Source organism: Brachybacterium sp. SYSU DS0246, assembly GCF_059391765.1.
The window spans coordinates 43248-68502 of sequence record NZ_JBZXYT010000017.1; the positions used below are offsets into that span (position 1 = coordinate 43248).

At 70.0% G+C, this 25255-nt stretch carries 19 protein-coding genes; 10 read left to right on the top strand and 9 right to left on the bottom strand.

All coding sequences use genetic code 11. From position 1 onward, the window contains the following. The first annotated feature begins 60 nt into the window (after positions 1–60). From AC5020_RS10195 to AC5020_RS10215, 5 genes are all read left to right on the top strand, one after another. The gene (locus AC5020_RS10195) at positions 61–1278 is read left to right on the top strand and encodes a cobalamin-independent methionine synthase II family protein (RefSeq protein ID WP_377019174.1); all 1218 of its coding nucleotides are present in this window, start codon (positions 61–63) and stop codon (positions 1276–1278) included. 93 nt (positions 1279–1371) lie between these two features. After that, entirely contained in the window at positions 1372–2517 is a 1146-nt protein-coding gene (locus AC5020_RS10200; RefSeq protein WP_377794285.1) for a glycosyltransferase family 4 protein, read from the top strand. Between the two features lie 186 nt (positions 2518–2703). Then, on the top strand, positions 2704–3453 hold the full coding sequence (locus AC5020_RS10205; RefSeq protein WP_464988201.1) for a gamma-glutamyl-gamma-aminobutyrate hydrolase family protein: 750 nt from the start codon (positions 2704–2706) through the stop codon (positions 3451–3453). 68 nt (positions 3454–3521) lie between these two features. Further along, the gene (locus AC5020_RS10210) at positions 3522–3761 is read left to right on the top strand and encodes a hypothetical protein (protein WP_377019177.1); all 240 of its coding nucleotides are present in this window, start codon (positions 3522–3524) and stop codon (positions 3759–3761) included. Positions 3762–3966: 205 nt separating this feature from the next. Further along, positions 3967–5259, top strand: a complete 1293-nt coding sequence (locus tag AC5020_RS10215) for an MFS transporter (protein WP_464988202.1) — start codon at positions 3967–3969, stop codon at positions 5257–5259. A gap of 50 nt (positions 5260–5309) precedes the next feature. Here AC5020_RS10215 and AC5020_RS10220 read toward each other — a convergent pair whose 3' ends face one another. Both AC5020_RS10220 and AC5020_RS10225 read right to left on the bottom strand, forming a co-directional pair. Continuing rightward, positions 5310–5945, bottom strand: coding sequence for an L-threonylcarbamoyladenylate synthase (locus AC5020_RS10220; protein WP_377794282.1), 636 nt, complete (start codon positions 5943–5945; stop codon positions 5310–5312). A gap of 64 nt (positions 5946–6009) precedes the next feature. Further along, the gene (locus AC5020_RS10225; RefSeq protein WP_377019180.1) at positions 6010–6375 is read right to left on the bottom strand and encodes a DUF952 domain-containing protein; all 366 of its coding nucleotides are present in this window, start codon (positions 6373–6375) and stop codon (positions 6010–6012) included. A 24-nt stretch (positions 6376–6399) separates the two neighbouring features. Here AC5020_RS10225 and AC5020_RS10230 point away from each other — a divergent pair, with 24 nt between their 5' ends. The 4 genes from AC5020_RS10230 to AC5020_RS10245 are packed head-to-tail and all read left to right on the top strand — an operon-like array spanning position 6400 to position 9180. Then, positions 6400–6810 carry a GNAT family N-acetyltransferase gene (locus AC5020_RS10230; protein ID WP_464988203.1) on the top strand — a complete coding sequence of 137 codons (411 nt, stop codon included), beginning with the start codon at positions 6400–6402 and terminating at the stop codon, positions 6808–6810. Beyond that, entirely contained in the window at positions 6807–7322 is a 516-nt protein-coding gene (locus AC5020_RS10235; RefSeq protein ID WP_464988204.1) for a low molecular weight protein-tyrosine-phosphatase, read from the top strand. The genes AC5020_RS10230 and AC5020_RS10235 overlap by 4 nt, the downstream gene beginning before the upstream one ends. Next, positions 7319–8779: an amidase gene (locus tag AC5020_RS10240; RefSeq protein ID WP_464988205.1), complete on the top strand. Its 1461-nt coding sequence runs from the start codon at positions 7319–7321 to the stop codon at positions 8777–8779. Before AC5020_RS10235 ends, AC5020_RS10240 begins: the two co-directional genes overlap by 4 nt. Continuing rightward, positions 8776–9180, top strand: coding sequence for an RNA-binding S4 domain-containing protein (locus AC5020_RS10245; RefSeq protein WP_377019188.1), 405 nt, complete (start codon positions 8776–8778; stop codon positions 9178–9180). The genes AC5020_RS10240 and AC5020_RS10245 overlap by 4 nt, the downstream gene beginning before the upstream one ends. Before the next feature lie 37 nt (positions 9181–9217). Here AC5020_RS10245 and AC5020_RS10250 read toward each other — a convergent pair whose 3' ends face one another. Beyond that, entirely contained in the window at positions 9218–10627 is a 1410-nt protein-coding gene (locus tag AC5020_RS10250) for a PrsW family intramembrane metalloprotease (protein ID WP_464988206.1), read from the bottom strand. Positions 10628–11008: 381 nt separating this feature from the next. On the opposite strand from AC5020_RS10250, the gene AC5020_RS10255 reads away from it, so the two are divergent. Continuing rightward, a complete protein-coding gene (locus AC5020_RS10255; protein WP_464988207.1) occupies positions 11009–13666 on the top strand; it encodes an ATP-dependent Clp protease ATP-binding subunit in 2658 nt (885 codons plus the stop codon). Positions 13667–13749: 83 nt separating this feature from the next. On the opposite strand, the gene AC5020_RS10260 is transcribed toward AC5020_RS10255, so the two are convergent. The 6 genes from AC5020_RS10260 to AC5020_RS10285 all read right to left on the bottom strand — a co-directional run bounded on the left by AC5020_RS10260 (position 13750) and on the right by AC5020_RS10285 (position 25222). After that, complete coding sequence (locus AC5020_RS10260; RefSeq protein ID WP_464988208.1) at positions 13750–15003, bottom strand: hypothetical protein; 1254 nt, start codon at positions 15001–15003, stop codon at positions 13750–13752. Between the two features lie 118 nt (positions 15004–15121). Then, the gene (leuS, locus tag AC5020_RS10265) at positions 15122–18073 is read right to left on the bottom strand and encodes a leucine--tRNA ligase (RefSeq protein WP_377794276.1); all 2952 of its coding nucleotides are present in this window, start codon (positions 18071–18073) and stop codon (positions 15122–15124) included. 283 nt (positions 18074–18356) lie between these two features. After that, complete coding sequence (locus tag AC5020_RS10270; protein WP_464988209.1) at positions 18357–21728, bottom strand: GH92 family glycosyl hydrolase; 3372 nt, start codon at positions 21726–21728, stop codon at positions 18357–18359. 113 nt (positions 21729–21841) lie between these two features. After that, the gene (locus AC5020_RS10275) at positions 21842–23260 is read right to left on the bottom strand and encodes an extracellular solute-binding protein (protein ID WP_464988210.1); all 1419 of its coding nucleotides are present in this window, start codon (positions 23258–23260) and stop codon (positions 21842–21844) included. Next, positions 23257–24180, bottom strand: coding sequence for a carbohydrate ABC transporter permease (locus AC5020_RS10280; protein WP_377794273.1), 924 nt, complete (start codon positions 24178–24180; stop codon positions 23257–23259). Before AC5020_RS10280 ends, AC5020_RS10275 begins: the two co-directional genes overlap by 4 nt. 16 nt (positions 24181–24196) lie before the next feature. Further along, the gene (locus AC5020_RS10285; protein WP_377794272.1) at positions 24197–25222 is read right to left on the bottom strand and encodes a carbohydrate ABC transporter permease; all 1026 of its coding nucleotides are present in this window, start codon (positions 25220–25222) and stop codon (positions 24197–24199) included. Between the last annotated feature and the right edge of the window lie 33 nt (positions 25223–25255).

The following is a 25255-nucleotide window of genomic DNA, read 5'->3' on the forward strand; positions in this document are numbered from 1 at the left end:
TATGAACCGCTGTGACGGCCAGGTTTCCTGCCGCGATCGAGGGCCCATAACCTCGATGCCATGACAGAGATCCTCACCACCACCGCCGGTTCACTGCCACGCACCCCGGAACTGCTCGCGGCCAACGCCGCCCGACGCTTCGACGCCGACGGTCTGACGCCCCTGCCCTCGGCCGAGTTCGATGCCGCGCTCGCGGCCGCCGTCGACTCCGTCGTCACCCGCCAGCAGGAGATCGGGATCACCCTTCCCGGTGACGGCGAGTACGGCAAGGCGATGACCACGACCTTCAACTACGGCGCGTGGTGGAGCTACATCTTCCACCGCACCGCCGGCCTGGAGATCGTCGAGGAGGACACGTTCGTCTCCCAGCCGCCGACCGCGGAGAACGCCGACGGTCTCACGCTGACCTCGTTCGGCAACCGCCGGGACCGCCAGCGCTTCCCGGACGTGTACGCGAGCGACGCCGAGGTGAACAAGGCGACCCCCAAGGAGGGCGCGCTGACCTTCCCCGTCGCCTCCGGCGAGCTGGCCTACACCGGCCACGAGCAGATCGCCTCCGACGTCTCCAACTTCTCCCGCGCGCTGAAGGCCCAGGGCATCGAGCGGGGCTTTCTGACCTCGCTCTCCCCGGGCTCCGGCGCCCGCATCCAGGATCGCCACTACGGATCCGAGGACGCCTTCCTCGAGGCATGGGCCGACGCCCTGCACGAGGAGTACAAGGCCATCACCGACGCCGGGCTGATCGTGCAGGTGGACGACCCCTCGATCGCCGAGAACTTCGATCAGATCGACCCCGAGCCGAGCATCGAGGACTACCTGCGCTTCACCGGCAAGCGCGTCGAGGCGCTCAACCACGCCCTCGAGGGGCTGCCCACGGAGCAGCTGCGCTTCCATCTGTGCTGGGGCTCCTGGCACGGCCCCCACACCACGGACATCGAGTTCAAGCATCTGGTCAAGCTCATGCTGGACATCGACGTCACGTACTACTCGTTCGAGGGCGCCAACGCCCGCCACGAGCACGAGTACGTGGTCTGGGACGACGTGACGCTGCCGGAGGACAAGATCATCGTGCCCGGAGTGGTCACCCACTCCACCAACGTGGTCGAGCATCCCGAGCTGGTCGCCCAGCGCATCCAGCGCTACGCGAAGCGCGTCGGCCCCGAGCGCGTCATCGCCTCGACCGACTGCGGCCTGGGCGGGCGCATCCACCCCGACATCGCGTGGGCCAAGCTCGAGTCGCTGGCCGAGGGAGCACGGATCGCCTCGCAGCGCGCCTGATCGCTCCCGGCGACGAAAAAGTTCACCTGGGCGTCGACGACACGTCACGCGGGCGTGAGCCCGAATCCGGCGGCGAGGAGGATCATCTCCGGTGTGAGGATCCTCTTCGTCGCCGAGTCCTTCCTGCCGCACATGAACGGGGTCACCAATTCGGTGCTCCGCGTCGTCGACCACTTCGCCGCCGCCGGTGATGATCTCTCCATCATCGCCCCGCAGTGGCCCCGTGCCGACAAGTTCCTGCGCACCGCCTGCGGGCGCAAGATCCGGGTGCGGCGCATCGCGTCGGCCCCGCTGCCGGGGTACGCCGACGTGCGCGTGGCCACCACCAGCGCCGCCACGATCCGACGCCGCATCGATGATTTCCAGCCCGACGTCATCCACCTCGCCTCACCGACCATCCTTGGCGGCCGCGCCGTGATCGCCGCCCACAAGGCAGGGGTGCCGACCGTCGCGGTCTACCAGACCGACATCCCCGGCTACACGGCCCGCTACGGGATGCCGTTCCTCGAGAACGCGACCTGGCAGCTGCTCAAGGACGTGCACAACCGCGCCACGCTGAACCTCGCGCCCTCGACGGCGACCCGCGATCAGCTCGTCGAGCACGGCATCAAGCGCGTCCAGCTGTGGGGGCGGGGCGTGGACACCTCGCTGTTCTCGCCCTCGCTGCGCAGCGAGAAGCTGCGCGCGAAGTACGCGGATCCGGGCGAGAAGCTCGTGGTCTACGTCGGCCGGCTCGCCCCGGAGAAGCAGGTCGGTGACCTCAAGGTCATCCATGACATGCCCGGGGTGCGACTGCTGATCGTGGGAGACGGCCCGGACAAGGACGCGCTGCGCCGTGCCATGCCGCGCGCGCGCTTCGCCGGATTCCGCTCCGGCACGGACCTCGCCACCCACCTGGCCAGCGCCGATCTGTTCATCCACCCCGGCGAGCTCGAGACCTTCGGACAGACCATCCAGGAGGCCATGGCCTCGGGCCTGCCCGTGATCGCCCCGCGGCGCGGCGGCCCGGTCGATCTGGTCGCTCCCAGCCGCACCGGCTGGCTGTACACGCCGGGCATGCACGACGAGATGCGCCAGCATGCCGGCGACCTGCTGTTCGACGACACGAAACGGCTCGCCTTCGGGCAGGCGGCGCTGGAGGCGGTGCACAAGCGCACCTGGCCGGTGCTGTCCGAGCAGCTGCGCGGCTTCTACCGCACCGCGATCGAGCAGCACGAGAGAGTGCACTCCTCTCACTGAGGTCGCCCCACTGAGTCGTCCTACTGAGTGGTCGCCCCGGGACAGCCGTGTCATCGCCCCGGGCGACTGCCTGCTCGGTCCCGGTGCGTCATATTCCGCCACACAGCTCGCCCCGCACGTCGCGCGGGGAGTGAACTGTGGACGTCGCCGATTCGGGCGGCTCGGATCTCCGCGGAAGGACAACTCATGGCGCAGCGCACCTCCACCCGTCGCCCGCTCATCGGCGTGACCGCAGGGACCCGCGCCATGATGACCGGCGCCTGGGCGGGCCATGACGCCGTGGTGATCACCGAGCACTACGTGCGCGCCCTCCGCGAGGCCGGAGCCCGCCCCGTCATCATCGCCCCGCAGGACCAGTGGAGCGACGAGGAGGTCGGCGAGCTCGACGGTCTCGTCCTCACCGGCGGCACCGATCTCGATCCCGCCGCTTGGGGCGAGGACGCACTGCCCACGGACATGACCCCGGACCCGGAGCGCGACGCCTTCGAGACGGCTCTGTACCGCGCCGCCCGCCGGGCCGACGTCCCCGTGCTCGGCATCTGCCGCGGACTGCAGATCATCGTCGTCGCCGAGGGCGGCACCCTGCACCGTCACCTGCCCGAGGACGTCCCGGCGCACCCGGCGACGGGCGTGAGCCCCACCCGCGTCGAGGTCTCCCTCGAGGCGGCCAGCGACCTCGCCCTCGCGCTGGGCACCCGTGCCGGTGTCACCGCGTACCACCATCAGGGCGTCCGGGACGTCCGAGGTGACCTCCGGGTCGTCGCTCGCCATGCCAGCGCTCTGCCGATGGCCGTCGAAGCCGCCTCCGGGTCGACCGTGCTCGCGGTGCAGTGGCATCCCGAGATCGACGGGGCCGACGGCAGCGCCGTGTTCGAGAGCCTGCTCACCGCCATCGAGCACCGGGAGGCGGCAGCACCGCAGCGCTCGCTGGTCTAGGATGGACCCTGACCGTGCGGGCCTTCGGGCCGCCGGAGGATCCAGGCGAAAGCGGAGGAAGAGGCACCATGAGCAACCAACGGGTCGCGATCGGCACCGACCCCGCCGATCAGCAGGAGGGGAAGGTCGCCTCGAGCGGCAACAGCCTCGTCCTCAGCGTGGTCCTGTTCCTGGTCCTGTTCGGCCTCTTCGCCGCCGGTCTCTACGTCATGAGCCTGTTCACGATGTGGACGTTCCTCGGCGGGCTCGGAATGTGCCTGGTCGCGCTGTTCGCCTCCCTCGAACTGGTCCCCCGCTTCCTGACCTGAGCGGGCTGCTGCGCTCGCCGCAGCAACCGGCCAGTCCCCACGTTCCTCGTGCCCGGCGCCTCACGGCGGCCGGGCACGACTGCATCCGCGAGGGCGTGCAGCTGCATCCGCGACGAAGCCCAGGCCACCGGGAGTGTCCGCCGGCCGCGTCCGCAGAGAGCACTCGCATGGATTTCGCGCGCCGGTTCCCGGACAATGAGTCCTCGTGAACGTTCCCTCCCCGGCCCGTACCGCGGCCGCCGACCCCCTGCCGGACGCCGTGCGTCGTGCCCGCTGGGCCGTCTCCCTGCTCTTCTTCCTCAACGGCGCGTCCTTCTGCGCGATCCTGCCGCGCTACCCCGAGCTGGTCGAGAGCATCGGCCTGTCCCACACCGCCTTCGGGCTCGCCGTCGGCATCGGGCCCGTCGGCGGCCTGATCGCGGGGCTGACGGTGGCCGGCCTGATGTCCCGCTACGGCTCCGCGCGGGTCAGCGTCATCGCCCAGGTCATCGCCTCGACCACCCATCTGGCGGTCTACGTGTCCGGCTCGTGGCTCTGGTTGGCGGCGTCGCTGGGCCTGGCGATGGCGGCCGACGCCGTCACTGACATCTCCATGAACGCCCACGGCATGCGCGTCGAGCGCCGCTACCGCCGCTCGATCATGAACAGCTACCACGGCTGGTGGTCCCTGGGCGCCGTCGCGGGAGGGCTCCTCGGCGCGGGCAGCGCCCAGATCGGTCTCGCGCTGTGGCTCCAGGGAGTGCTCGGGCTCGTCGTGTTCGGGGCCCTGGGCGCCGCGTCGCTGCGCTTCATGCTGCCCGGGCACGACGGCACCGAGCGCACCCCGAGCGGGGGTCCGGCGGCCGGGCCATCGGCCGGCTCCGCCGCGGAGGTGCCCGCCGAACCGGTCCCGGCCGGCTTCCGCCTGGCGGGGATGAGCCTGCGCGCACTGGGTCTGGTCGCGGCGCTGGGCATGATCCTGGTCTTCGCGGGGTCGACCGAGGACGCCGGCAACACGTGGGGCGCGCTGTTCATGACCTCCACCTTCGAGGCGACCCCGTTCGTGGCCGGACTGGCCTTCGTCGCCCTGCAGGGAGCCCAGACCGTGGGCCGCTTCACCGGCGACTTCGTCGTCGACCGGCTGGGGGACCGGCTCGCCGCCCGGCTGGGTGCCCTGGTCTCGATCTGCGGCATGAGCGTCGCTCTGCTGATGCCCACCCCGGCCACCGCGGTGGTCGGTTTCGCCGCCGCCGGGTGGGGCGTCGCCACCTTGTTCCCCGCCGCCTACCGGGCCGCCGACGACATGCCGGGCGTGCCCCACGGGGTGGGCATCACCGTGGTGGGGTGGTTCGCGCGGTTGGGCTTCTTCGTCACGCCGCCGCTGGTCGGGGCGCTCGCCGACGCCCTCACCTTGCGCTACGCCCTGTGGATGATGCCGGTGTACGCGCTGGGCATCCTGCTCTTCTCGGGGGTCCTCAGCAACCGCCCGTCGGCCGATGCGACCGCCGGTCGTGGCTGATACCGGTCCTGGCACCCGAGGGCACCCGCGGGTGCATCCACCGGCCCAGGTCAGAAGCGGCTGATGTCCCCGGCGCCCTCCCGAGCGATCTCGACGTCGCCGCCGGAGAGGTCGACGACCGTGGTGGGCTCGGTGCCCACCTCCCCGGAATCGATGATCACGTCGAGCTGATCGCCCAGCAGGTCCTGCACGACCCAGCCCTCCGAGGGGGATTGCTCGTGACCGGGCAGCAGCAGCGTCGAGGAGACGATCGGCTCGCCGAGCGCACGGACCAGCGCATGGGCGACGCGGTGATCGGGGATGCGCACCCCCACGGTGAGCTTCTTGGGGTGCGCCATCCGCCGCGGCACCTCCTTGGTGGCCGGCAGGATGAACGTGTACGGGCCCGGGGTCGCGTTCTTGACCAGCCGGAACGTCGGGTTCGAGACGATGACGAACTGGCCCAGCTGGGCGAAGTCCGCGCACACCAGCGTGAAGTGGTGATTCTTGCCGACCTGGCGGATGCGGCGGATCCGCTCGAGCCCCTCGTGCGCTCCCAGCGAGCAGCCCAGGGCGTAGGAGGAATCCGTCGGATAGGCGATCAGCCCACCGGCCTTCAGCACGTCGACGGCCTGGTCGATGAGCCGTGGCTGCGGATCGACGGGGTGGATGTCGAGATAGCGGGCAGAGCGTGATGATCTGGCCATGCTCGATGCTACGACGGCAGCGCCGCAGGCCGCCATGGGGCTGCGGACGTGTGCCTCGCGCAGCTCAGGCGACGACGACGAACTCCCGGCCGATCCACTTCGTGCGACGCAGACGGAGCACGGCCCCGACCGGCAGCGGCCCCTTGATGTGCGGATAGCCGCGGCCGCCCCCGTCGTCGTCGGCCTCGATGTCCACCGCGACGCCGGCCGCCTCCACGCGCGCCACGTCGATCTCGAGGATCACGAGATCCGAGGGACGATCGGGGTAGACGCGCTTGGCGACCATGGAGACCTGCTCGGGCCAGGACGCGTGGATATAGCCGACCTCGGAGAGATCGCGGCCCCGGGTGGCTTGGGTGTACGAGCCCTGCCGGGCTGCCGCCTCCCAGGCGGGCAGCTCGGTGATGTGCCAGATCAGGGGCGCGGGCATGCCCGGCAGTGTACCGTGACCGGCATGGATGAGACCTCCGCCGGACCGGGCGCGGTGCGCCTGGTCCATGACGACGACAGAGACCGCTACGAAGCGCTGGACGGTTCCGAGCTGCTCGCCGTCCTGTACTACGGCGACGAGCCCGCCGCCGACGCGAGCGAGAGCGCCGGGACGGCCGAGGACCAGAGCGCGGGGGCCGCCGCCGGCCCCGGGCCGGCCACGGTGCGCGATCTGCGCTCGACCGTGGTCGCCCCCGAGCACAACGGCCGGGGAGTGGGTTCCGCGCTGGTCCGCTTCGCCCTCGACGACGCTCGCGAGCACAGCCTGCGGGTGCGCGCCACGTGCTGGTTCGTGCGCGGCTGGATCGAGCGGCACCCCGAGTACGCCGATCTGCTCGAGGAGCCCGCCGCCGGCAGCGGAACGGAGAGTCGATGAGCTACCGCATCCTCACCGTGTGCACCGGCAACATCTGCCGCTCCCCGATGGCCGAGTACGCGCTCCGCGAGGCGCTCGAGCAGGCCGGGCTCGATGACCACGTCGAGGTCGCCTCCGTCGGAACCTCCGGCTGGGAGGTCGGCAACCCCGTCGACGCACGGGCCGGAGCGCTGCTCCAGCGCCACGGCCTGGACGCCTCCGCCCACCGGGCCCGGCAGATGACCGCGGCGCTGCTGCGGGAGGCGGACCTCGTGCTCGCCCTGGACCACGACCACGTCGACCCGATCCGTCGCGCCATGGGCGACCGGGCCCGCGGCCGCCTCTACATGCTGCGCGACTTCGCATCGGAGCCCGTGCAGGACACCGGCATCCGCGACCCCTGGTACGGGGACGAGAGCGGCTTCGAGATCGCGTGGGAGCAGATCATGGACGCCGCCGACGGGATCATCGAGCACGTCCGCTCCGAGCTTGCCTCGCAGGACGCCTCCCGCTCCAGCGACAGCCGCCGATGACCGCAGCGAACGGGGAGGAGGTGCTCGGAGCGCTCGAGACGGCCGCCGCGATCCGGACGGGCGAGATCGACATGCGCGAGCACACCGAGCGCGCCCTCGACGCCGCTCGTGGCACGGGAGCCCGGGTGGGTGCGTTCGCCCACGTCCTCGAGGATCTCTCGCGCCGGCAGGCCCGGGCCGCCGCCGAGCGCCTCGCGGACGCGCGACGCACCGGAGATCTCGCGGGACTCGCACGTGACCTCCCGCTGCTCGGAGTCCCGATGCCCATCAAGGACCTCACCCAGATCGCCGGAGAGCCCTTCGAAGCAGGCAGCACCGCGCTGCGCGGCACCATCGCCCCGGTCACCGACGGCGTCGCGCAGCGAGTCATGGACGCCGGCACCGTGACGATCGGCAAGACCACCACTCCCGAGTTCGGGATGCCTGCCTACACCGAGCCCGCCACCGGAGCGCCGGCGCGCACCCCGTGGGATCTGCGCCGCACCGCCGGCGGCTCCAGCGGCGGGGCCGCCGCCGCGGTGGCCGCGGGAGTGGTGCCGCTGGCGCACGGCTCGGACGGAGGCGGATCCGTCCGGATCCCTGCGGCCTGCTGCGGCATCGTGGGCATCAAGCCCTCGCGCGGGCTCGTCTCGCCCGGTCCGTACGGCGCCGAGGGCGTGGGCCTGGTCACCGACGGCGTGCTGGCCCGCACCGTGCGGGACCTCGCGGCGGGCCTGGACACGATCGCCGGCGACCGCCCCGGGGACTCCACCCCGCTGGCCCGCCGCGAGCGCCCCTACCTCGACGCGGTCGGCGAGCAGGCGGGCCCGCTGCGCATCGCGGTCCTCACCGAGCCCCTCGCCGCCGAGACCGACGTGCACCCGGCCGCCCTGCGCGGCCTCGAACGCGCCACCGAGCTGCTGCGCGGGCTCGGCCACGAGACGACGAGCATCCCGGCGCCGTTCACGGCCACCGAATGGGCTGCCTTCATGCCGCTGTGGACCGTCGGCGCCGCCGCCATCGAGCTCGACGCGGTGCAGGAGGGCAAGCTGCTGGAGCTGACCCGGTGGCTGCGGGAGCGGGGCCGCACCTACAGCGGCATCGACGTGGTCAGAGCCATCAGCGCCATGCAGACTCTCTGCCGGCGCACGGGGGAGGCCTTCGCGCCCTACGACGTCGTCCTCACACCGACCCTGGCGGGACCGCCCGCCTTCCCGGACGAGCTGCAGCTGCCCGATGGCGCCGCGGATTTCCAAGCGCAGTGCGAGTTCACGCCGTGGACGAGCACCTGGAACATGCTCGGCCGCGCCGCGATGTCGGTGCCGCTGCACCGCGAGCACGTCGACGGCGTGGAGCTGCCCTTCGGCGTCCACCTCGGGGCGACCCGGCCCGGGGATGACGCCCTGCTCCTCTCGCTGGCCGCGCAGCTGGAGGCGCACGATCCGTGGCCCCTGGTGCGGGAACCGGTCAGCCCGTGAGCACGCCCGGAACCGGCACCGGTCCGCAGTCGGTGCGGCTGGACGTATGGCTGTGGAGCGCTCGGCTGATGCCGACCCGCTCGGCCGCCACCACCGCGTGCCGGGCAGGGCACGTGCGCCGCAACGGGGAGCCGGCGAAAGCCTCGCAGCGCATCACCGTGGGGGACGAGCTGCGCGTCCGCTCACCCGGGCGCGAACGCATCGTGGTCGTCACGACGATCCTCACCAAGCGCGTCGGCGCCCCGGTCGCGCGGGAGGCCTATGAGGACCACAGCCCCGAGCCACCGCCGCAGCTGGCCGCCGCGCCGCCGCGACGCGAGCGCGGGACCGGCCGTCCGACCAAGCGTGAGCGTCGCCAGTTCGAGCGCCTGCGCGGCCGCGACGAGGACTCGCGCCGCTGAGCACAGCAGCCGCGGTCGAGTCGGGGACCCCGGTCGGCTAGGAGCCGGTGTGCCCGGCCCTCGCGAGCAGGGCCTGGCGATTGGTGGTGAGCCTGCGCAGCAGGTCGGACTCGAGGGCGACCACCTTCGGGTTCGCGCCGTCGGCCAGCAGACGCTGGCGCACCGAGGCCAGGTCCGCGCTCTCCCGGATGAACTTCTTCATCAGCGGCTTCGCGCCCAACTGGTTCGCCCACCGCTTGCCCTCGCGGCGGCCTTTCCACGTGCCGAGCATGTCCACCTCCTCATGCGTGAGCCATCCGTGATTGGCGTAGTCCCCCAGGCGCACCCGCGTCAATCGTGATTCGTCCCAGACGAGAATCGCGATGAGGATCAGCCATGCCAGGGAGATGAGCGCCTCCAGGGCGTACATCACCAGCAGGGCGATGATGCCGGAGAAGAGGGTGGCCCCGAGGTTCCACAGAGCGTGCAGGAGCATGCCGGGGATGAGGGCGGGGATGAACGCCAGCAGGCCCATCACCGTCCCCCACTTCCTCACCACGAAGCCCACGGTGATGCCGGTGAGCGAGGTGTAGATGGCATGCCCGAAGATGTTCAGCACGCCGCGCATGACCACGTTGATCAGCAGGCCCACCTCGCCCGCGCCTTCGAGAGCCCGGGTGTAGTAGAGGATGTTCTCGGTGAAGGCGAAGCCGCCGCCGATGAGCGTGCCGTAGATGAGCCCGTCCAGGGGGCCGTTGAAGTACCGCCGGCCCAGGAGCATCAGCAGCAGGAGGCCGAGCCCCTTGGTGGTCTCCTCCACCAGAGGGGCGCTGATGACTGGGCCCACGAAGTTCGCCGCGGCCTCGCTGCCGGTGACCCAGAAGGTCAGCATCGAGTTGGCGGTGTTGAGCAGATAGCTGAGGCCGGCCCCGACCGCCGCGCCCCAGAGCACGGCGACGATCAGCAGAGGGATCGGCTGCGGATCCCAGCGGTCGGCCAGGATCATGATCCCGATGATCACGATCAGCGAGATCAGCGCGAGGAACGCCGTCACCGGCCACCAGATCGGACTCGAACTCGAGCTGATGACGAATCCGAGGAAGAACAGACCCAGGATGACGATCAGCAGGATGCCCAGCATCGCCGCGACGATCCAGGACACGACCGTCGTCACCGGCACCTTGTTCGCGCTCTGGGAGACCTCCTGGGCACGTCGGGCCTGGGTGGTCGTCCACGCCGAGGGCGGCTGTTCCTGATCCGGCTGCCGGATCCGGGCCGGGGCGTACCGCGCGGCTGTCAGCCCGGACGCCGGTCGCACCGAGGTGTCGTAGGCGCGAGGATTGCCGTAGTCGACGTAGCGGGGCTGGGACGGGCCCGACGGGGAGCCGCCTGCGGACCCCGCGCCGGGGCGCGGGCGCCCGTTGGGCATGTACTGGCCACTGGGCGGCTGCTGCGGCGGGTGGGACATGATGGCCTCGGTTTCGTCGGCAGAGGGACGGGAGCGCAGGGACGGTCGAGCGCCCCGGGACGTCGTCGGTGTCTGGTCCCCCACACGACAGGGCGATCGGCTGCCTGCGATGCTACAGGTGCCGATCCCCATCCTCGCCGATGACGAGACCCGAGCGGAGCCGATTGTGGACAGAACCCAACCTTGAGCGGAATAGACTCAACCTTGGCGTCGTTGCACTGGTCGCAGGACCGCCCGCGGGGCCACTGACAGACCGCCGCGGGCCGCGCGCAGCGATCGCGGAACCACAGCGATCCTGCGGGCACGCCGCACAGAGATCGAGCAACCACACGGACCGGCCGATCACACCGACCGCACGGTCCAGGCAGGAGAGGAAGCGCCGTGGAGTTCCAGTTCACCACTCGTTCGCAGGAGGCCGTCACCGCGGCCGCGGAGAAGGCAGTCGAGCTCGGCAACCCCCAGATCAGCTCTCTGCACCTCTTGTGGGCGCTGGCACTCCAGAGCGATGGCATCGGCGCGGCGGCCCTCACGGAAGCCGGCGCGGATCCCCGCGACGTGGCTCGGCGTGCCGAGGAGGCCATCGGTGCGCTGCCACGGGTCAGCGGCAGCGGCGCGCATCCGACCTTCGTCGGCGACGGCTTCGACGCCCTGGAGGCGGCGCGGCACGAGGCCGATGCCCAGCAGCGGACCTATCTGTCCACCGAGCACCTGATGATCGGCATCGCGCTCGGCTCGGACGAGGCCGCTCGCCTGCTGGCCGCCGCCGGCGCGACGCCGGCGGCCCTTCGCGATGCCGTGACCCGACTCTCACCAGGAGATGAGCGCATGACACAGATGGACACCCAGAACCCCGAGGGCACCTTCCAGAGTCTCGAGAAGTTCGGCATCGACCTCACCGAGCAGGCCCGCGAGGGCCGGCTGGACCCGGTGATCGGCCGTGACGCCGAGATCCGCCGCGTGGTCCAGGTGCTCTCGCGGCGCACCAAGAACAACCCCGTGCTGATCGGCGAACCGGGCGTCGGCAAGACGGCCGTGGTCGAGGGACTCGCTCAGCGCATCGTCGCCGGTGACGTCCCGGATTCGCTGCGGGACAAGAAGCTCGTCGCCCTGGACCTGTCCTCGATGGTCGCCGGGTCGAAGTACCGCGGCGAGTTCGAGGAGCGCATGAAGGCCGTGCTCGATGAGATCCGCACCAGCAACGGCCAGATCATCACCTTCATCGACGAGCTGCACACCGTGGTGGGTGCGGGCGGCACGGGCGACGGCTCGATGGACGCCGGCAACATGCTCAAGCCCATGCTGGCCCGCGGTGAACTGCGCATGGTCGGCGCCACCACCCTGGACGAGTATCGCGAGAACATCGAGAAGGACCCGGCCCTCGAGCGCCGCTTCCAGCAGGTCATCGTCGGCGAGCCCAGCGTCGAGGACACCATCACCATCCTGCGGGGGCTCAAGGACAAGTACGAGGCCCACCACAAGGTCTCGATCACCGATGCGGCCCTGGTGGCCGCGGCGACGCTCTCGGACCGCTACATCTCGGGCCGGCAGCTGCCGGACAAGGCGATCGATCTGGTCGACGAAGCCGCGTCCCGCCAGCGCATGGAACTGGACTCCTCGCCGGAGGAGCTGGACATCCTGCGCCGGCAGGTGGACCGGTTGAAGATGGAGGAGCTCGCACTGGATGGCAGCGACGATCCCGGCAGCATCGCCCAGCTCGAATCGGTCCGCGCGCAGCTGGCCGACCGCACCGAGCAGATGACGGCGCTGTCGGCGCGCTGGGACCGGGAGAAGGCCGGGCTGAACCTGGTCGGTGACCTCAAGGCGCGACTGGAGCAGCTGCGGATGCAGGCCGATCGTGCCCAGCGCGAGGGCGACCTGACCGCCGCCTCCAAGATCCTCTACGGCGACATCCCGGAGGTGAAGTCGCAGCTGGTCGAGGCCGAGGAGAAGGAGGCCGAGGGCGTCGGTGAGGACGATCGCCCCCTGGTCGCCGACCACGTCGGTCCCGATGACATCGCCGATGTCGTGGGCAGCTGGACCGGGATCCCCGCGGGGCGCCTGCTGGAGGCGGAGAGCCAGAAGCTGCTGGAGATGGAGGAGCTGATCGGTCAGCGCCTGATCGGCCAGCACCGCGCCGTCGCCGAGGTCTCCGACGCCGTGCGCCGGGCCCGTGCCGGGATCGCTGATCCGAACCGTCCCACCGGCTCGTTCCTGTTCCTGGGGCCGACGGGCGTGGGCAAGACCGAGCTGGCCAAGTCCCTGGCCGACTTCCTCTTCGACGACGAGCGGGCGATGATTCGCCTGGACATGTCGGAGTACGGGGAGAAGCACACGGTCTCGCGCCTGGTCGGTGCCCCTCCCGGGTACGTCGGCTACGACGAGGGCGGTCAGCTCACCGAGGCCGTGCGGCGCCGCCCCTACTCGGTGGTGCTGCTCGATGAGATCGAGAAGGCGCACCCCGACGTGTTCGACATCCTGCTGCAGGTGCTCGATGACGGTCGCCTGACCGACGGGCAGGGCAGGACCGTGGACTTCCGCTCCACGATCCTGATCCTCACCTCGAACCTGGGCGCCCACTTCCTGCAGGATCCCGTGCTGAGCGAGCGCGAGAAGCACGAACAGGTGATGCAGGTGGTCAGGGGATCGTTCAAGCCCGAGTTCCTCAACCGCCTCGACGACGTCGTGATCTTCGATGCGCTCTCCCGCGAGCAGCTCTCGCGGATCGTGGACCTCCAGGTCCGGGAGGTCGCGGCACGGCTCGAGGATCGCCGGATCGGCCTGGAGGTGGACGAACCGGCCACGCAGTGGCTGGCCGAGACGGGCTTCGATCCGATGTACGGGGCGCGCCCGCTGAAGCGGCTGGTCCAGAAGGAGATCGGTGACGCCCTGGCGCGTCTCATCCTCAGGGGCGAGGTCCACGACGGCGACCATGTCGGCGTCGGCGTCAGCGAGGAGGGACACTCCCTGGAGCTGACCGTCATCGCCCCGGACGAGGCCGACGGCAGCGAGCGGGACGAGGCCGCGGCCGCGGTGAGCTGATCGCTGGAGCGGGGCGCATTCCGAGGTGCCGGGATGCGCCCCTCGCGCGCGGCCGGCCGGTCGAGAGACGCGCGGCTCACGCCTCAGCCCGCCGGCTGGGGCTGCGGATCCCACGGCAGGGGCGCTACCGCGCGGCGGAGGTCGTACCAGGTCTCGGCATCGGTGGCCTCGTCCCATGCCTGCGAAGCGGGCTCCAGGGTCTCCCGCCCGGCGTCCTGGCCCTCCCGAATTCGCGAGGCCGCCTCCGGGCTGACCGGCTCGATGATGTCCGCAGCGTGACCGATGCTGCTGTCGACCGCATCGTTCAGCGCCGGCACCGGGGTGGCCGTGACGATGCCGGCCACGCCCGCGAAGTGGCGATACATACCGCGCTCGCCGGCTCGGGCCGCGGCGGCGGGATCACCGTCGCCGATGGCGTCGACGACTTCGCGAGTGGTCTGGTCCGCATTCGCCACGGGGTGCTCCACGCCGCCGGTCACCTGGCCCATCACGGAGTTCTCGCCCACGGCGACGCCTGAGATCTCGTGCGGGATCCGGGCGAGGGAGACAGCCGGAGTGAAGGCACCGAGCCCGTTGTCCTCGAGCGTGCTCTCGGCGAGATCGAGCCCGTCCCCGACGGTGCTGTGGAGGTCCATGAGAGCCTGGGCCCCGGCGCTCCACTTGGTCATCTTGAAGGCTCCGCGGCGCACCTCCTCGGCCCGCTCGAGCCGTTCCGGAGCCAGATCGAACTCCTCACCCTCGGGCAAGGAGTCGCGGCTCGTGCGGAGCTGTTCCGGCTCCCGAGCCATGGGCCCTCCGATCGGGGACCAGCTGCCCGGACCTCCGGTGACGACGGGCGGGAGGGGCGCGCCGAGCACCGGAACGAGCTCGAACGGGTCCTCCGCCTGGAACGGACCGCCGATGGTCGGTCCAAGGCCCTCGTACCACGGTGGTGGCGACAGACGCGGGAACAGCTCGGGGAAGGGCAGTCCGCGACCGCTGCCCCCGTTGCCACCGCTGCCCCCGCTGCCTCCTCCGGGGCCGGCGGGCATCTCCGCGCGCGCCCAGCGCAGCGGGTCGCTGCGATCGGACCGGGCCTCCGACGCGCTCACCTGCTGCGCCGACTCCTCCCGCAGCATCTCGGCCCGGTCGCGGATCGCTGCGCAGACGTCGCCGGCAGTGACGGCGACCGCATCGACCTGGCCCCGATGGGAGTCGGCGTCCGGCCCGGCCCACGCGACCGTGACGGAGGTCGTGCGCAGGAGTTCGATGAGCTCGATGATTCTCTTGGCGCTCTCGACGAGCTTCTCGGCCAGCTCGTCCAAGGTCTCGGGGTCGCATCCGCAGAAGATGTTCATGGACCGACCGTAGGCAGCCGAACGACTCGTCGACCGCCGCGCGGTCTCCATTGTGGACGCAGCCGCGTTGGGGAGGAACGATCCCGGCCGAGTGATCAGCCCGGCCGGGACGACCTTCTCAGACCACGATGTTCACGATCTTCGGCGCCCGCACGATGACCTTGCGGATCGGCCGGCCGGCGATGACCTCCTGGACCCGGTCCTCGGCCATGACCAGCGCCTCGAGGTCGGACTCGGAGATCTCCGGGTCCACCTCGAGCTTGTGGCGCACCTTGCCGCCGACCTGGACCACGCACGTGATCGCGTCGGCCTTGACCAGCTCCGGGTCCGCCACCGGGTACGGTGCCCGCGAGATGGTGCCCTCGTGGCCGAGGCGAGCCCACAGCTCCTCGGCCAGGTGGGGGGCCAAGGGGGCGACCATCAGCACCAGCGGTTCGACGGCCTCTCGGGGTGTGGCCCCCGTACCGGTCAGGCCCTTCGTGAGGTGGTTGACCAGCTCGATCAGCTTCGCGACCGCGGTATTGAAGTGCATCTGGGCCATGTCGCGGCTGACCCCGTCGATGGTGCGGTGGACGGCCTTGCGGGTGGGCAGGTCGGCCGGCTCCTCGGAGACGGTCAGTGCTCCGGTCTCCTCGTCGACCATGAGCCGCCACAGGCGCTGCAGGAATCGGTGCGAGCCGACCACCGCGCGCGTCTCCCACGGCCGAGAGAGGTCCAGCGGGCCCATCGACATCTCGTACACCCGCAGCGTGTCGGCGCCGTAGTCGCGATACATGTCGTCCGGCGCCACCGCGTTCTTCAGCGACTTGCCCATCTTCCCGTACTCCTGGGTGACGGGCTCGCCCTGATAGGTGAAGGTGCCGTCCTCCTCGGCGACGACCTCCTCGGCCGGGACGTACACGCCTCGGGAATCGGTGTAGGCGTAGGCCTGGATGTAGCCCTGGTTGAACAGCCGGTGGTAGGGCTCCTGGCTGGAGACGACGCCGCGGTCGAACAGCACCTTGTGCCAGAAGCGCGCGTAGAGCAGGTGGAGCACCGCGTGCTCCTGCCCGCCGACGTAGAGGTCCACGCCGCCGACCTCGCCCTCCGCGCGGGGGCCCAGCCAGTACTCCTCGTTCTCGCGGCGCACCAGGGACTCGTCCTCGGTGGGGTCGATGTAGCGCAGGTGATACCAGGACGAGCCGGCCCACTGCGGCATCGTGTTGGTCTCGCGCAGGTAGCGCTTGGGGCCCTCGCCGAGGTCCAGCTCGACCTCGGCCCAGTCCCTGGCGCGGGACAGCGGGGTCTGCGGCTCGGTGTCGCCGTCGTGGGGATCGAAGGTCTTGGGGGAGAAGTCCGCGACCTCGGGCAGGTCCACGGGCAGCATGGAATCCGGCAGCGGGATCGGCACGTCCGGATGGTCCGGGTCGTAGACCACCGGGAACGGCTCGCCCCAGTAGCGCTGGCGCGAGAACAGCCAGTCCCGCAGACGGTAGGTGGTACGCGCGGTGCCGAAGCCCTTCTCGGCGGCGAACGCGGTGGCGCGTTCGGCGGCCTCGGCGGGGGAGAGGCCGTTGAGGTCCAGCTCCGCACTGGCGGAGTTGATCTTCTCGCCGTCCCCGGTCCAGGCCCCGCCCTCGAAATCGGCGGGCGGCCGCACGGTACGGATGACGGGCAGCTCGAACGTGGCCGCGAAATCGAAGTCGCGCTCGTCCTCGGCGGGAACGGCCATGATGGCACCGGTCCCGTATCCGGTCAGCACGTAGTCGGCAGTGAACACCGGCAGTTCGCGCCCGTCCAGCGGGTTGGTGGCGGTCAGGCCCGTGAACACGCCCGTCTTCTCGCGGTTCTCGGCGGTGCGCTCCTCCTCGCCGAGGGCAGCGGCTCGTGCGCGGTACGACTCGACGGCCTCGCGCGGCGTCGCGGCCTCGCCCTTCCAGGCCTCGGGGATGCCCTCGGGCCACTGCGCCGGGAGGGCCGAGGAATCCTCCAGCAGCGAATGCTCGGGGGAGAGGACGCAGAAGGTGGCGCCGAAGAGGGTGTCGGCCCGCGTGGTGAAGACGTCGAACGTCGGGTCCTCGTGGCCTGTCAGCCCTGCCACCGGGAACGTGATCTGCGCGCCCTGGCTGCGACCGATCCAGTTGCGCTGCATGGTACGGATCGACTCGGGCCAGTCGACCCGCTCCAGGTCGTCCAGCAGACGGTCGGCGTAGGCGGTGATGCGCATGTTCCACTGGCGCAGGCGGCGACGGAACACCGGGAAGTTGCCCCGCTCGGAGCGGCCCTCGGCGGTGACCTCCTCATTGGCCAGCACGGTGCCCAGGCCGGGGCACCAGTTCACCGGCGTCTCGGAGATGTAGGCCAGCCGGAAGGCGTGGGCCAGCTCATCGATCTCCGCGTCGCTCGCGGCGGTGACGTCGGCAGTGCTGCGACCGATCCAGGCGGCGGGCAGTTCGATGTCCTGACGCTCGGCGAGGGCGAACGGGTCCACGGTGCCGGCTCGCAGCTCGTCGCGCAGCTCCGCGATCGGGCGCGCCTTCCCGGTGATGCCGTCCACGTTCGGGGACTCGGGGTCGTACCAGGAGTCGAAGATGCGCAGGAAGATCCACTGCGTCCACTTCACGAACTCGGGGTCGGTGGTGGCCAGCGAGCGCCGCGGGTCGTGGGACAGCCCCAGCCGGTGCAGCTGACGACGCATGTTCGCCACGTTCGCCTCGGTGGTGGTGCGCGGGTGCGTGCCGGTCTGGACCGCGTACTGCTCGGCGGGCAGGCCGAACGCGTCGTACCCCATCGTGTACAGCACGTTCTTGCCGAGCATTCGCTGATGCCGCGCGGTCACGTCGGTCGCGATGTACCCCAGCGGGTGCCCCACGTGCAGCCCCGACCCCGAGGGGTAGGGGAACATGTCCATGATGTAGAGCTTCTCCGCCGACCCCGCGGAGGCGGCCTGGTCGAGCGAGGCGGCCTCGCCGCGCAGCGCGCCGACGGGATTGTCGGCATGGAACGTGCCGTCCTCGTCCCAGCGCTGCTGCCAGCGCTCCTCGATCTCGTCCGCCACCGCGGCGGTGTAACGGTACGGGGCCTCGCTCATGGGGAACTTCCTTCGGAATCGAAGCGGCCGATGCCGCCGGGCGTCTCGTGACATGAAAAAACCCCCGCGCAGGCGAGGGTTGCCGCGTCGGTGCCCGCGCCGCGGGACCGATCCGCCGCGCGGGCGGTGGCCTGGGCAGGCGTTCTCCGACGCGGCTATCTAAGCAGCAGACGTTGAGCCACGTGGACAGTCTACGACCTCCGCACCTCGGCTGCATCGCCGATGCCGCCGCACCGCCGGGTCGGCCTCGGGCGTCGGCCTCGGACCGCAGAAGCCGAGAGGCTCAGCCGAGCAGCTCGAGCTGTGCCAGGGCGAGTGCGCGCCGCTGCGGGAATCCGGTGAAGGTCCAGCGGTAGTGGCGATACGCGCCTGCTTCACTCAGCGAGAACGGTCGCGTCTGCCGGTCCCACCGGAACTCCTCGTGCTCCCTGCTGTCCAGCAGCGTCCAGTGATGCCCGTCGGTGGATCCGTGCAGCTGCCAGCTCGTCGGGGACTCCTGGACGGCGGACGAGGTGAGGGTGTACATCTGCGCGGCGGCTTTCCGCCCCTCGGGGAAGCTCCACGTGACGACGGGGTGCTGGCCAGGAAGGTTCGCGGTGGTCTCCGAGGTGTCGTCGAACAGCGCCTCCGCGGCTCCATCGGTACGGGCCTCGTCGGCGCCGACCTCGTCGGAACCGGCCTCGTCGGAACCGGCCCGGTCGAGCGCGGCGTGGCCTCCGAGATCGCCGGTCAGGTCCCGCAGCGGGTGCGGGAGCTCATCATCCTCGGTCAGTGACGGCGGAGCGGAGGCCGGATCCGTGCCCCACCCGGAGGGCTCCGGACCCATGTCGAACTCGATCTCCGCGCCGCCTGCGAGCAGCTCGCGGGTGATCCAGGTCCTCTCGTACGGCTGCCCGTTGACCCTGACTCCCTGGACGTAGCAGTTGCGCAGGCTGGTGCGCGGAGCCCGGACCGTGATCGGCCGCCCACCGTGCGGGCGGATCGTCACGGAACGGAACAACGGGGAGCCGAGGACGAAGGTGGCGGTCCCCACCTGCAACGGGTACAGGCCCAGCGCGCTGAGCACGAACCAGGCGGAGGTCGAGCCGGTGTCCTCGTCACCCGGGTAGCCCTGTCCGATGTCGCTGCCGGCGAACTGACGTGCCAGGGCGGTGCGCACGATCCGATGAGCGGCCCAGGGCCTGCCCGCGAAGTAATACATGTACGGGATGTGGAACCCCGGCTGATTGCTCAGTCCCCACTGCCCGGCCTGGATCCCGGCGGCCTCGCGCACCTCATGGATCACCGCACCGTAGGAGCCGGGATGGCTCGCGCGTTCCGGGATGGCGAAGAAGTCGTCCAGCTTGGCGGCGAGGCCCTCGGCGCCCCCGTACAGGTTCGCCAGGCCCCGGCCGTCGTGCGGCACGCTGAAGGCCATGCCCCAGCCGTTGGTCTCGGTGTAGTCGAAGCCCCACTCCCGCGGCTCGTAGTCCTGGGGCCGGACGCGGCGGCCGCCGTCGGCGTGGCGGCCCTGGAAGAAGCCGGTCGCCGGATCGAACAGATGCACGTAGTTGCGGGCACGGCTGAGCAGATACCGGTGCTCCTCGGCGTAGCGCGGCAACCCGGTGGCCTCGTGCAGGGATCGTGCCATGGCAGCGATCGCGAAATCGCCCAGGTAGTTCTCGAGGGCGTCGGCCAGGCTCTCGTCGGGTGTGCCCCCGGGACGGGCGGGCCCGGCCGACAGCGGGGTGTACCCCAGGAAGATGCCGCGCTCGAGCCCGGGGCGTCCGGCCCCGCGCCGGTCCGAGACCACGGTGGCGTGCTTGATCAGGACGTCGTAGGCGGCCTTGACATCGAAGTTCCGCACGCCCTGGGCGTGGATCTCGGCGAAGGAGGCGTCGCTGCAGCTGCCCACCATCCCGGTGGGGAACCAGCCGGCCTCCGCGAACTGGGCCAGGACGCCTTGGACCAGCTCTCCGGTCCGCTGCGGGGAGAACAGCGCGAGGGCGGGCCACGTCGTGCGGTAGGTATCCCAGAAGCCGCTGCTGCGGTACAGCGTGCCGTCGACGACCTGGGCTCCGGTCACGGAGTCGGTGCCCTCGCCCGCAGCGGGAAGGAACGGGCTGGCGTGCCGCAGCCGTGGTCGCTCAGAGGTGGCGACGTTCTCGTGGGCGGAGTTCTGGTAGAGGCTCATCCGGTACAGGCTCGAGTACAGCGTGACCAGCTGGTCCGTGCTTGCTCCCTCGACATCCGAGATCACCCCGAGCACCTCGTCCCAGGCACGGCGGGCGCGGTCGCGGATCTCGTCGAACGTGGCGGACTCGGGGATCTCGAGGTCGAGGTTGTGCTCGGCCTGATCGATGCTGATGCGGGAGGTCGCGATGCGCATCGAGACCTCCCGGTGCGCGGACGTCTCGAACCTCACGTATCCGGTGCGTCGACCTGTCTGGAGAGTGCCGGCCCGGACGACGGGACGATCGAACCGGGCGAGGAGGAACATCCGGTCACGGTCCTGGCCCATCGCGCCGACCAGCGCATTGCGGTCCGGATCCCAGTGCGCACCGCCGGAGCTGCCGGTGATGTTGTCGAAGATCAGCTGTCCGGTCCCGGAGGGGAAGGTGAAGCGCAGCATCGCGGCATGGTCGGCGGGCGTGATCTCCGCTCGCACTCCGCTGCGGAAGGAGACGGAGTAGTGGTGGGGCCGCGCGATCTCGTCCTCGTGGTCGAAGGCGAGAGCACGCTCACGGCGGTCGGGATTCGGGAGTCCCGGATCGGTCGTGGGCATGACCTGGAACGTGTGGCGGTCGCCGCCCCATGGGTAGGACTGATGGCTCAGGGCGAGAGCCTCGAGCGCGGGGAGGTTGTCGGCGTCGTTCTGCTGCTGGTAGTGGTACAGCCACCTCGAGGAGCTCGCATCGGTCACCGGGGCCCAGAAGTTGAAGCCGTGGGGGAGGGCCACGGCGGGCAGGGTGTTTCCCCGGGAGTAGGCAGGGCTCGAATTCGTCCCGCGACGGATGTCCACCAGGTCGGCGGGATGCTCGAGGTCGACCGATCGGGTCTCGGTCACCACGGCGATGTCATCGACCCAGCCGGCGAAGGTGCCCTCATCGCCGTCGCGCTCGTAGTCCAGGCCGATCGCCGTGATGGTCCTGCCCTCGGCGACCGCTCCGATGTCCGCGCCGACCGAATTCCAGTGCCCGGCGAACAGCACCCCGCTCTCGCCGTGCCCGCGTGCACTGAGCTCGAAGCCGTGGTCGTCCACGGCACCGAGGTCCCGTAGGTGGGATCCGTCGGAGAACTCGAGATCGAGCGCCACGTGCGCCCCGGGCGCGGGCAGGGCGGTGCCGTCGGAGACGTCGCGGGGGAAGATCTTGTAGGAGAGCCGGGTGTGCCGGGTGACGGGGATGCGCACGGGCAGCACGATGTTGTACGAGTGCGCCCTGCCGGGGCGGGCGTGGTACCCGCGGTAGGCGAGGCATTCCCTCCCGGTGATACCGACGTGGCGCTTGACGCTGTATCCACTGTCGGGCCCGCCCTCGACCCACGTCGCCATGCCCGTCGGCGGGCCGTTCGCGCTGCGGAGCACGCCCGCGCACTCCGGGGCGGAATCCTGCTCCGGCTGAGGCTCACCGGGGGCGAAAGCGGTGCGGAAATCCTGGTCGGCCGGTGACCTCACGAAGTCTCCTGGATCGGGGTCGGCATGTGCCATGGGTGATGGGGAGGTCCCGGTGGGGCAGGGCCGGCTGCGACGCGCAGCCGGCCCTGCCCCGGTGCCCGGACCCGGGGCGCTCAGGCGTCGAAGCTCTGCGCGTCGTCCGCGGTGAAGTTCGGGTCCGGCTCGCCGTAGCCTTCGGGCAGGCGCACCGGGCAGAACTGCTGCATCGTCGGATTCACGTAGTCCTGGGCGATGCGGACGGCCTCTTCGGGGGTCTTCGACTGCTGATTGAGGCTGTCCTGCATGGTGAACATCGCGTCCCACACCTTGGTGCCCACCGGCAGCGGGAGCCGCGAGGTGGCGTAGGGCATCTGGTCGACGAAGAACTGGATCTCAGGATCGAACGCCTCCGGGTCCTTCGCCGCCTTGATGTTCGTCGGGATCTTCTTGATGCCGGGCATGTAGATCTTCTGACCCTCGTAGCCGGTGTAGAAGGTCATGAGCTTCCACGCGGCCTCCGACATGCTCGAGCCCTTCGGCATCACGAAGGCGAAGCCGCCGGCCCAGTTGAACGGTTCCCCGCCTTCTCGCGCCGTCGGGAGATGAGTGAGCCCGTAGCGCATGTCCGGCTTGTACTTCAGCAGGCTGCCGACGGAGTCCGGGACGCTGATCTGGAACAGCTGCCGCCCGGAGAAGAAGGACGTCTGGCTGGGCGGCGCGTTCGGCGGCTGATAGGTGGCCTTGAACGCGTCCACCCGCGGGAAGTCGAGCCGCTTGACCCACTCCGAGTACGTCCGGGCCACGCCGAGCATGTCCTCGGAATTCAGCATCATGTTGCAGGAGTCGTCGTCGAACATCTGCACGTCGTACGCGTAGGCCCACATCAGCAGCGACCCCTGATCGTCCCAGGGGATCCAGGTGAGCTTCTCGTAGGTGCCGCGCTCGTCCTGGACGTTGAACGAGTCGTTGATATCCCACATCTGATCGATGGTCATGGGCCCGTTGGCCGGGTCCAGCAGCGCCGGGTCGATCCCGGCCTCGTCGGCGAGGTCCTTGTTGTAGAACAGCGCCCGGGTGTCCGTGTCCAGGGGCAACCCGTACCACTGGCCGTCGTAGTACAGCTCGTCGGTGGCGAACTTGACCCAGCCCGACATGTACTCTTCCGGGCTGACTCCTTCGTACTCCTCGATGAGATCGTTGATCGGCTCCAGCAGCCCCAGGGACGCGAACTGGGCACCGTTGAAGCGGTCCATCCAGTACAGGTCCGGTCCGGTGCGGCCGCGGACTGCGGTGATCACCGGCGAGTTGTCCCCCGATCCGTTGCTCGGGGCGGGCGAGATCGTGACCTTGATGTCGGGGTTCTGCTCTGTGAAGGCCTCGATCACATTGGTCTCGTACTCCTCGAACGCAGCGATCGCGCCCCAGACGCGCACATGGTTCGGATCGCGGTCCTCGCCGACGGGGCGGCTGGCGCAGCCGACGATCGATCCGCCCGCGATGGTCACGCTCGCCCCTGCGCCGAGGGCGCGCAGCAGAGTTCTGCGATTGATCACTTGAAACCTCCGAGGGTGATTCCGCTGATGAAGTAGCGCTGGAAGATGAAGAACAGGATCACCAGCGGCAGCAGCACCAGGAAGGATGCCGCCATCAGCAGGTTGAACTGGATGTCCTGGGCGTTGACGGTGCGGAAGACCTGCATACCGATGGAGAGCGTCTGCTTGTCCTCGTCCTGCAGGTAGATCAGCGGGCCCATGAAGTCGTTCCACGTGCCGACGGCCGAGAAGATCGCGATCACGGTGACCGCCGGGCGCGCGGTGGGGAACACGATCCGCCAGGCGATCGACCATTCGCTGGCCCCGTCCACCCGCGCGGCGTCCATCATGTCGCGCGGGGTCTGGAGCATGAACTGCCGCAGCAGGAAGGTGAAGAACCCACCGGCGAACATCGCCGGAAGGATCAGCGGCACCCACGTGTTCACGAACCCCAGCGCGGCCCACATGTCGAACATGGGGATCAGGGTCACCGGCAGCGGGAGGAACAGCGTCGCCAGCACGACGAAGAACACGCGATTGCGGCCGGGCCAGTCGATGCAGGCGAAGCCGTAGGCGACGATGAAGTTCGAGACCACGCTGAGCACCACGACGCTGATCGTGATGATCGCGGAGTTGCGGAAGAACAGCCAGAACGGCATCACGGTGACGGCGTCGGCGAAATTCTCCCAGCGGATGTCCTGGGGGAAGAGGGTGGGTGGGAACTGGGCGAGTTCCTCGGGCGACTTCAGTGCCGAGATGATCATCCAGTACAGCGGCAGCGAGAAGAGCGCCAGGACCAGCAGCATCACAAGTCGGGAGATCCATGCGCTGGCCGGGCTCTGGCGCGAGCCATCAGGGTTTCGTCCGTACTCCGACCGGGGCTTGAGCTTGGGAGCATTGCCGAGATTGCGGGTGCTCGTATTCACGGTGTCGATAGCCATGTGCTTCTCCTCTTCCTCAGCCGGCCGAGACGTCGTAGTTCACGAACCGGCGGGAGAGCCAGTAGATGAGTCCCGCCAGGAGCATCCCGAACAGGAACAGCAGCACCGCCAGCGCCGAGGCGAAACCGAGCTGCCCGTACGAGAAGGCGTTGCGGTAGAGGTACAGCATGTAGAACAGCGTCGAGTTGTCGGGACCGCCATTGGTCATGATGTATGCCTCGGTGAAGACCATCATCGCGCCGGAGACCCCCGTGATCAGATTGAAGAGGATCGTCGGGGTCAGCAGCGGAATCGTGATCGACAGGAACTGGCGGAAACGGCTGGCGCCGTCGATGCGCGCCGCCTCGTAGAGGGTCTCGGGAATGTTTCGCAGACCTGCGAGATAGATCAGCGCGGCGTTGCCTGCCCCCAGCTGCGCCATGAGGATGATGACCAGCTTGGCGAGGCTGGGTTCCCCCAGGAGATTCGTGTCCGGCATCCCGAAGAGCCCCAGGAAGCGGTTGACGATGCCGTACTGGGGATTGACGAAGACGATGAAGATGAACGACATCGCGAACATCGGGATCAGCGAGGGCAGATACAGAAGGGTGCGGTAGACCGCGACCTCCCGCACGTTGCGGTTCATCGCCAGGGCCAGCAGCAGCGCGACCACCATGCCCAGCGGCACTGCGATGAACATGTAGTAGGCGGTGTTGCCCACGGCGGTGTGGACCATCGGATCCAGCGCAGCGGCGATGTAGTTCTGCAGCCCGATGAACGTCGGGGACTTCATGCCGGAGTACTGGGTGAGGCTGATCGCGAAGGAGTAGACCAACGGGTAGATCACGAACACGCTGACCCCGATGATCCAGGGGGAGATGAACAGCAATCCTGTGCGCAGGTTGCGTTTCTCCCGTTGTGTCAGCTTCCGCTTGGACGGTGTCTCGCCCGTCGCGCCGGCCCGGACCGGTGGCCCGCTGTGCGCCGTGAGGTCAGCAGAGGGGCCCGCCCCTGCGGCACCGGTGCCGGGGGCCCCTGCTGCGACGGCATTGCTCGCGCTCATCGCTCTCCCTTCGGATATTCGCCGCACCTCCAT

Coding starts and splice junctions, on each gene's coding strand:
- AC5020_RS10230 (WP_464988203.1), top strand. CDS start 6,400: ATGGATGAGACCTCCGCCGGACCGGGCGCGGTGCGCCTGGTCCATGAC.
- leuS (WP_377794276.1), bottom strand. CDS start 18,073: ATGAGCGAGGCCCCGTACCGTTACACCGCCGCGGTGGCGGACGAGATC.
- AC5020_RS10280 (WP_377794273.1), bottom strand. CDS start 24,180: ATGGCTATCGACACCGTGAATACGAGCACCCGCAATCTCGGCAATGCT.
- AC5020_RS10205 (WP_464988201.1), top strand. CDS start 2,704: ATGGCGCAGCGCACCTCCACCCGTCGCCCGCTCATCGGCGTGACCGCA.
- AC5020_RS10285 (WP_377794272.1), bottom strand. CDS start 25,222: ATGAGCGCGAGCAATGCCGTCGCAGCAGGGGCCCCCGGCACCGGTGCC.
- AC5020_RS10240 (WP_464988205.1), top strand. CDS start 7,319: ATGACCGCAGCGAACGGGGAGGAGGTGCTCGGAGCGCTCGAGACGGCC.
- AC5020_RS10210 (WP_377019177.1), top strand. CDS start 3,522: ATGAGCAACCAACGGGTCGCGATCGGCACCGACCCCGCCGATCAGCAG.
- AC5020_RS10260 (WP_464988208.1), bottom strand. CDS start 15,003: ATGAACATCTTCTGCGGATGCGACCCCGAGACCTTGGACGAGCTGGCC.
- AC5020_RS10250 (WP_464988206.1), bottom strand. CDS start 10,627: ATGTCCCACCCGCCGCAGCAGCCGCCCAGTGGCCAGTACATGCCCAAC.
- AC5020_RS10220 (WP_377794282.1), bottom strand. CDS start 5,945: ATGGCCAGATCATCACGCTCTGCCCGCTATCTCGACATCCACCCCGTC.
- AC5020_RS10225 (WP_377019180.1), bottom strand. CDS start 6,375: ATGCCCGCGCCCCTGATCTGGCACATCACCGAGCTGCCCGCCTGGGAG.
- AC5020_RS10235 (WP_464988204.1), top strand. CDS start 6,807: ATGAGCTACCGCATCCTCACCGTGTGCACCGGCAACATCTGCCGCTCC.
- AC5020_RS10195 (WP_377019174.1), top strand. CDS start 61: ATGACAGAGATCCTCACCACCACCGCCGGTTCACTGCCACGCACCCCG.